The sequence below is a fragment of the Streptomyces sp. NPDC055506 genome, from assembly GCF_053643595.1.
The window spans coordinates 1-6959 of record NZ_JBSHKH010000224.1 but is presented as its reverse complement, the minus strand read 5'-3'; the positions used below and the strand labels follow the sequence as shown (position 1 = coordinate 6959).

At 71.1% G+C, this 6959-nt stretch carries 5 protein-coding genes; 4 read left to right on the top strand and 1 reads right to left on the bottom strand.

Features of this window, described 5'->3' with window-relative positions; all coding sequences use genetic code 11:
• Positions 1–581: LLM class flavin-dependent oxidoreductase (locus tag ACWIF2_RS39565; protein WP_454366407.1), on the top strand; the 581-nt coding region annotated here is incomplete at its 5' end.
• Between the two features lie 10 nt (positions 582–591).
• Here ACWIF2_RS39565 and ACWIF2_RS39560 read toward each other — a convergent pair.
• Positions 592–2394, bottom strand: coding sequence for a glycoside hydrolase family 15 protein (locus ACWIF2_RS39560; RefSeq protein ID WP_454366409.1), 1803 nt, complete (start codon positions 2392–2394; stop codon positions 592–594).
• 473 nt (positions 2395–2867) lie between these two features.
• On the opposite strand from ACWIF2_RS39560, the gene ACWIF2_RS39555 reads away from it, so the two are divergent.
• From ACWIF2_RS39555 to ACWIF2_RS39545, 3 genes are all read left to right on the top strand, one after another.
• The gene (locus ACWIF2_RS39555; RefSeq protein WP_391111422.1) at positions 2868–4514 is read left to right on the top strand and encodes a CTP synthase; all 1647 of its coding nucleotides are present in this window, start codon (positions 2868–2870) and stop codon (positions 4512–4514) included.
• A 96-nt stretch (positions 4515–4610) separates the two neighbouring features.
• Complete coding sequence (locus ACWIF2_RS39550) at positions 4611–5237, top strand: NUDIX domain-containing protein (protein WP_454366405.1); 627 nt, start codon at positions 4611–4613, stop codon at positions 5235–5237.
• 160 nt (positions 5238–5397) lie between these two features.
• The coding region (locus tag ACWIF2_RS39545) for an NB-ARC domain-containing protein (RefSeq protein ID WP_454366403.1) at positions 5398–6959 on the top strand (1562 nt) is incomplete at its 3' end.

Here is a 6959-nt window from a genome sequence, read left to right as displayed (position 1 = left end):
CACTGTGGGACAGCGTGCCGGGCGATCCGATCGTGCCCGGCAGCGGTTTCCCGCGCCGGCTGCCGCCGCCCGGGGGCGAGGTCACCGTCGCGGCGTTCGGCGAGCGCGCGATCGGCACCGCCGTCGCGCACGCCGACCGGATGCTGCTCGACATCGTCTCGCCGGAACAGGTCCGCGTCCTGCGGGCGCGCATGCTCGCGGCCGCCGAGCGGGCGGGCCGTACACCGCCCCGTCTGGCCGCCTGGCTGCCCGCCGCCGTGGACCCGGAGCCGGAATCGCTCACACAGGTCCTGCGCAGCGTCGTCGGCTATCTCGCCGTGCCGGGCTACAGCGACATGTTCGTCGAGGCGGGCCTCGCCGAGGTCGTCGAACTGGCCGCCAAGGGAGCCGACCGGGACACCCTGCTGCGGGCCCTGCCGCCCGAGGCCGCGAGCACGGTCGCCCTCGTCGGCGACACCGGCACCGTCCGCGCCCGTATCGACGCCTACGCCGAGGCCGGCCTCGACGAGATCGCCCTGGTCCCGGCCACAGCGGGCGACCCGGCGGGGGAGCGCACACTCACGGCCCTCAGGCCGGCGTGACGCACCGCGTTCAGCCGCCGTAGGCGCCCGAAGCCGTCAGGCGCAGGGCCGTGTCGATCAGCGGGACGTGGCTGAACGCCTGCGGGAAGTTGCCCACCTGGCGCTGGAGGTGCGGGTCCCACTCCTCGGCCAGCAGGCCGAGGTCGTTGCGCAGGGCGAGGAGCTTCTCGAACAGCTTGCGGGCCTCGTCCACGCGGCCGATCATCGCCAGGTCGTCGGCCATCCAGAACGAGCAGGCGAGGAACGCGCCCTCGTCGCCGGGCAGCCCGTCGACGCCCGCGTTGTCGCCCTCCGTCGGGTAGCGCAGGATGAAGCCGTCCGGCGTGGACAGCTCCCGCTGGATCGCCTCGATGGTGCCGATGACGCGCTTGTCGTCCGGCGGCAGGAAGCCCATCTGCGGGATCAGCAGCAGCGAGGCGTCCAGCTCCTTCGAGCCGTACGACTGCGTGAAGGTGTTGCGCTCCTTGTCGTAACCCTTCTCGCACACGTCCCGGTGGATGTCGTCGCGCAGTTCCTTCCAGCGCTCCAGCGGGCCGTCGGCGTCACCGGACTCGATCAGCTTGATCGTGCGGTCGACGGCGACCCAGGCCATCACCTTGGAGTGCACGAAGTGGCGGCGCGGGCCGCGCACCTCCCAGATGCCCTCGTCCGGCTCCTGCCAGTGGCCCTCCAGGTAGCGGATCAGCTTCAGCTGGAGCAGCGAGGCGTAGTCGTTGCGCGCGAGGCCCGTCATATGGGCCAGGTGCAGGGCCTCGGTGACCTCGCCGTACACGTCCAGCTGGAGCTGGTGGGCCGCGCCGTTGCCGACCCGGACCGGGGCGGAGTTCTCGTAGCCCGGCAGCCAGTCCAGCTCCGCCTCGCCCAGCTCGCGCTCGCCGGCGATGCCGTACATGATCTGCAGGTTCTCCGGGTCGCCCGCGACCGCCCTGAGCAGCCACTCGCGCCAGGCGCGGGCCTCCTCGCGGTAGCCGGTGCGCAGCAGCGAGGACAGGGTGATGGCCGCGTCGCGCAGCCAGGTGTAGCGGTAGTCCCAGTTGCGGACGCCGCCGATGTCCTCCGGCAGGGAGGTGGTGGGCGCGGCGACGATGCCGCCGGTCGGGGCGTACGTCAGGGCCTTCAGCGTGATCAGCGAGCGGATCACGGCCTCGCGGTAGGGGCCGTGGTACGTACAGTGATCGACCCACTCGCGCCAGAAGTCCTCCGTCGCCTCCAGCGACTGCTCCGGCTCGGGCAGCGGCGGCGGCTCCTTGTGCGAGGGCTGCCAGGAGATCGTGAACGCGATCCGGTCACCCGGGGCGACCGTGAAATCCGCGTACGTCGTCAGAGACTTGCCGTAGGTCTCGGCGGATGTGTCGAACCACACGGAGTCGGGGCCCGCCACGGCCACCGTGCGCCCGTCGTGCTTGTGCACCCACGGCACCACCCGGCCGTAGGAGAACCGCATCCTGAGCGCCGAGCGCATCGGCACACGGCCCGAGACGCCCTCCACGATCCGGATCAGCTGCGGGGCGCCGTCACGCGGCGGCATGAAATCGGTCACCCGGACCGTGCCCCGCTGGGTGTCCCACTCGGATTCCAGGACCAGCGAGTCACCGCGGTAGCTGCGCCGGGCGGCGGTGGGCGGCTGCTGGTCGGAGGCGTACGCGGGGCCGAGCCGCCAGAAGCCGTGCTCCTCGGTGCCGAGCAGGCCGGCGAAGATGGCGTGCGAGTCGAAGCGGGGCAGGCACAGCCAGTCGACCGTCCCGTCCCGGCAGACCAGGGCAGCGGTCTGCATGTCTCCGATGAGTGCGTAATCTTCGATGCGCCCGGCCACGTGCAACTCCAGTCGAACGGCCACGTCACCCCACGAGGGGGCTGTCGCTAGTGCGGTCAAGGGGGGTTTTCAGCAGTCCTGCAATGCGTCGTTGAGTCATGAAGCAAAACAGTTCACTCAGCTGCGACGCAAAGCGCCAATTGTTGCTCAACGAACTGACGAGCTCACGTTGTTCCGGTGCTTACGGGCGGGGGGTGGTGCCGTTGGGCCGGCGGGCTCGGCAGCGAGTGTCCGAGCAGGATACGACGCACGCAGATGATCTGTGTGCCGCTCCGGGCAAGGCAGGTACGCCGAACGAGTGAGCAACGGGTGAGAGACCGGTAATGATGATCGCCTCCGTGTCGGCGCGTGTGCGGAGCGTGGCCGGAAGCCATCGCCTCGCGGCGCTGATACGCTGGTAGCCCGTGGACCGGTGGGCGTCTGACCCCCGAACCGCACTTCCAGATCGCGACCACGGGAGCCCCCTCTTGGCCATGCCCAATTCCACGACGACCAAGCACATCTTCGTCACCGGGGGTGTCGCCTCCTCGCTCGGCAAGGGCCTGACGGCCTCCAGCCTCGGCATGCTGCTCAAGGCCCGCGGCCTGCGCGTCGTGATGCAGAAGCTCGATCCTTACCTGAACGTCGACCCGGGGACGATGAACCCCTTCCAGCACGGTGAGGTGTTCGTCACGAACGACGGCGCCGAGACCGACCTGGACATCGGCCACTACGAGCGCTTCCTCGACCGCGACCTGGACGGCTCCGCCAACGTCACCACCGGTCAGGTGTACAACACCGTGATCGCCAAGGAGCGGCGCGGCGAGTACCTCGGCGACACCGTGCAGGTCATCCCGCACATCACCAACGAGATCAAGCACCGCATCCGCCGCATGGCGACGGACGAGGTCGACGTCGTGATCACCGAGGTCGGCGGCACGGTCGGCGACATCGAGTCGCTGCCGTTCCTGGAGACCGTCCGCCAGGTCCGGCACGAGGTCGGCCGTGACAACGTCTTCGTCGTCCATATCTCGCTCCTGCCCTACATCGGCCCCTCGGGTGAGTTGAAGACGAAGCCCACCCAGCACTCGGTTGCGGCCCTGCGCAACATCGGTATCCAGCCGGACGCGATCGTGCTGCGCTGCGACCGTGAGGTGCCCACCGCGATCAAGCGGAAGATCTCGCTGATGTGCGACGTCGACGAGGCCGCCGTCGTCGCCTGCCCCGACGCCCGCTCGATCTACGACATCCCGAAGACCGTGCACGGCGAGGGCCTGGACGCCTACGTCGTCCGCAAACTGGACCTGCCCTTCCGGGACGTCGACTGGACCACCTGGGACGATCTGCTCGACCGCGTCCACAACCCCGACCACGAGATCACCCTCGCCCTGGTCGGCAAGTACATCGACCTGCCCGACGCCTATCTGTCGGTCACCGAGGCGCTGCGCGCCGGCGGCTTCGCCAACCGGGCCCGCGTGAAGATCAAGTGGGTCACCTCCGACGACTGCAAGACCCCGGCGGGCGCGGCCCAGCAGCTCGGCGACGTCGACGGCGTCTGCATCCCCGGCGGCTTCGGCGACCGCGGCGTGCTCGGCAAGGTCGGAGCGATCAAGTACGCCCGCGAGAACAAGATCCCGCTGCTCGGCCTCTGTCTCGGCCTGCAGTGCATCGTGATCGAGGCCGCGCGCAACCTGGTCGACATCCAGGACGCCAACTCCACCGAGTTCGACCCGGCCACCGGCCACCCCGTCATCTCCACCATGGCCGAGCAGCTCGACATCGTCGCCGGTGAGGGCGACATGGGCGGCACCATGCGGCTGGGCATGTACCCGGCCAAGCTGGCCGAGGGCTCGATCGTGCGCGAGGTGTACGACGGCAAGGAGTACGTCGAGGAGCGGCACCGTCACCGGTACGAGGTGAACAACTCCTACCGGGCGGAGCTGGAGAAGAAGGCGGGCATCCAGTTCTCCGGCACCTCCCCGGACGGCAAGCTCGTCGAGTACGTCGAGTACCCGCGCGACGTCCACCCCTACCTGGTCGCCACCCAGGCGCACCCGGAGCTGCGCTCGCGCCCGACGCGTCCGCACCCGCTGTTCGCCGGGCTCGTCAAGGCCTCGGTCGAGCGGAAGACTTCGAAGTAACACACCAGTTGTACGGTGGCCGGGGTGCATCCCTTCAAAGGGTGTGCACCCCGGTTTCTTTTCAGCAGGTCGGGTCGGGTACATGGAAGGACAGGCATGACGATCAAGGACACCCCGGAGGAGTGGGAGGTCCGGGCGACGGACACCCCCTTCGTCGGCAACAAGACCTCCGTCCGCACGGACGACGTGGTCATGCCCGACGGCACCGTGGTCGGCCGTGACTACCAGGTCCACCCCGGCTCGGTGGCCGTCCTCGCCCTCGACGAGGCCGACCGCGTCCTGGTCCTGCGCCAGTACCGCCACCCCGTGCGCCACAAGCTGTGGGAGATCCCGGCCGGTCTGCTCGACGTCCCCGGCGAGAACCCGCTGCACGCCGCGCAGCGGGAGCTCTATGAGGAGGCGCACGTCAAGGCCGAGGACTGGCGGGTGCTGACCGACGTCTACACCACCCCCGGCGGCTGCGACGAGGCCGTACGGATCTTCCTCGCCCGCGATCTGTCCGAGGCCGAGGGCGAGCGCTTCGCGGTCGAGGAGGAAGAGGCCGACATGGAACTCGACCGGGTCCCGGTCGAGGACCTCGTCCGGGGCGTACTGGCCGGCGAACTCCACAACAACTGCCTCGTGGTGGGCGTACTGTCCCTGGTCGCCGCGCGTGCGGGGGACGGCCTGGAGGCACTGCGCCCGGCCCAGGCGCCGTGGCCGGCGCGGCCGTTCGAGGCGTGAAGAGGCTCCAAGGTGTGAAGATCGGCTGATCCGATCGGGGGATGTGGCTGCCGTGCCCGTCGTGCTCCACCCGGAACGTTGCAGAGCGTGAACTAGGCTCTGAGGCACGCCCGAACCGGATTCCCGGCGGGCTTGCGTGCGTGGGACGGGAGTGTGGCCCGTGACGGATCAGGTCGTGGAGACAGGCGACGTGCGGCTGACCGGACACGCTGCCGGCGAGAGTCAGTTCCTGGGCCGCACACGGGAGTTGAAGGAGCTGCGCGCCGACATCGAGCGCGCCGGCCTGGACACCCTCGCCGGCCGCAAACCCCCACGCGCGCGTGTGCTGCTCATCGCCGGCCGGCCCGGCTCGGGCCGCACGGCACTCGCCGAGGAGCTCGCGCACCAGGTCGCGGACCGTTACCCGGACGGGGTACTGCGTGCCCGGCTGACCGACCCGGACGGCACCCCCGTACCCGTCGAACGCGCGGCCCGCGAGCTGCTCGCCGCCCTGGACCGGGAAGCCCCGGCCGGGGCCTGCGGCGACGACCTCACCGACTCGCTGCGCGGCGCCCTGGCCGACCGCCGCGCCCTGCTCCTGCTGGATGACGCGGCCGACGCCGAGCAGGTCGACGCCCTGCTGCCCGACACCCCGGACTGCCTGGTCGTCGCGGTCTCCGAGGGCCCGCTGACCGGCATCTCGGACGTCCGCCCCTGCACGCTGGGCGGCCTGGACGCCAAGTCCGGAGTGGAGCTGCTGTCCCGGCACACCGGCTCGGTCCGCATCACCGTCGACCCCCGGGCCGCCGAGGGCCTCGCCGAGGAGTGCCAGGGGCAGCCCGCCGCGCTGATGCTGGCGGGCGGCTGGCTCGCCGCCCGCCCCAAAGCGGCCGTCCTGGACCTCGCCAAGCAACTGCGCACCGAGCCGGCCGAGGGAACCGCCCTGAGCCGGGTCTTCCGCCTCGCCTACGACGCCCTGCCGGCCACCGCCGCGAGGATGCTGCGCCTGCTCGCCCTCGCCCCGGCCGGACTGGTCGACCCGCAGACCGCCTCCGCGCTCGTCGGCTGCTCGGTCGACAGCGCCCGCACCACCCTGGACGACTTCGTCGCCCTCGGCTTCCTGCACGCGGTGGACTCGCCGCTGCCGCAGTACGAGGTCCCCGGCTGTCTGCACCCCATGCTCCGCGTCCTCGCCGGTCACCACGAGCGCCCCGCCGATCTCCAGGTGGCCCGCGCCCGGATGCTGGAGCGGACCGTCCGGCTGCTCCAGGTCTGCCGTGCCATCACCGAGACCGACAGCCCCCAGGCACGCCAGAAGCTCCTCGACATGCCGCGTGCCCTGCGCTTTCCCACTCCCCGGGCGGCCGCCGACTGGCTGCGCCTGACCCGGCCCGCCCTGCTGGCCTCGGCCCGGCTCGCGGTCGACGACGGGGAGCTGGACACCCTGGCCCGGCGGCTGATGTCCCAGCTGGTGCGGGCGATGGCGGCACACGTCGGCACCCAGGCGGCCGCGCCCGACCTCTACGACATCCACAGCCTGGTCCTCGCCGTGGCCGAGCGCCGCGATCTGCCCCGCGAGCGGGCCGCCGCCCTGCTCAACCTCGGCGACCTCGACGCCCGGAGCGGCCGTACGGCCGACGCGCTGGTGCGCTACCGGGCCGCGCTGGACGCAGGACGCGAGGTCGACGACCCGTACGCGGCCGGACGCGCGATGGAATCCGTAGGCGGCGCGCACCTGGATCT

What these genes read in the sequence shown, in the direction of transcription:
- ACWIF2_RS39555 (WP_391111422.1), top strand. Translation starts at nt 2,868, where the DNA reads ATGCCCAATTCCACGACGACCAAGCACATCTTCGTCACCGGGGGTGTC.
- ACWIF2_RS39550 (WP_454366405.1), top strand. Translation starts at nt 4,611, where the DNA reads ATGACGATCAAGGACACCCCGGAGGAGTGGGAGGTCCGGGCGACGGAC.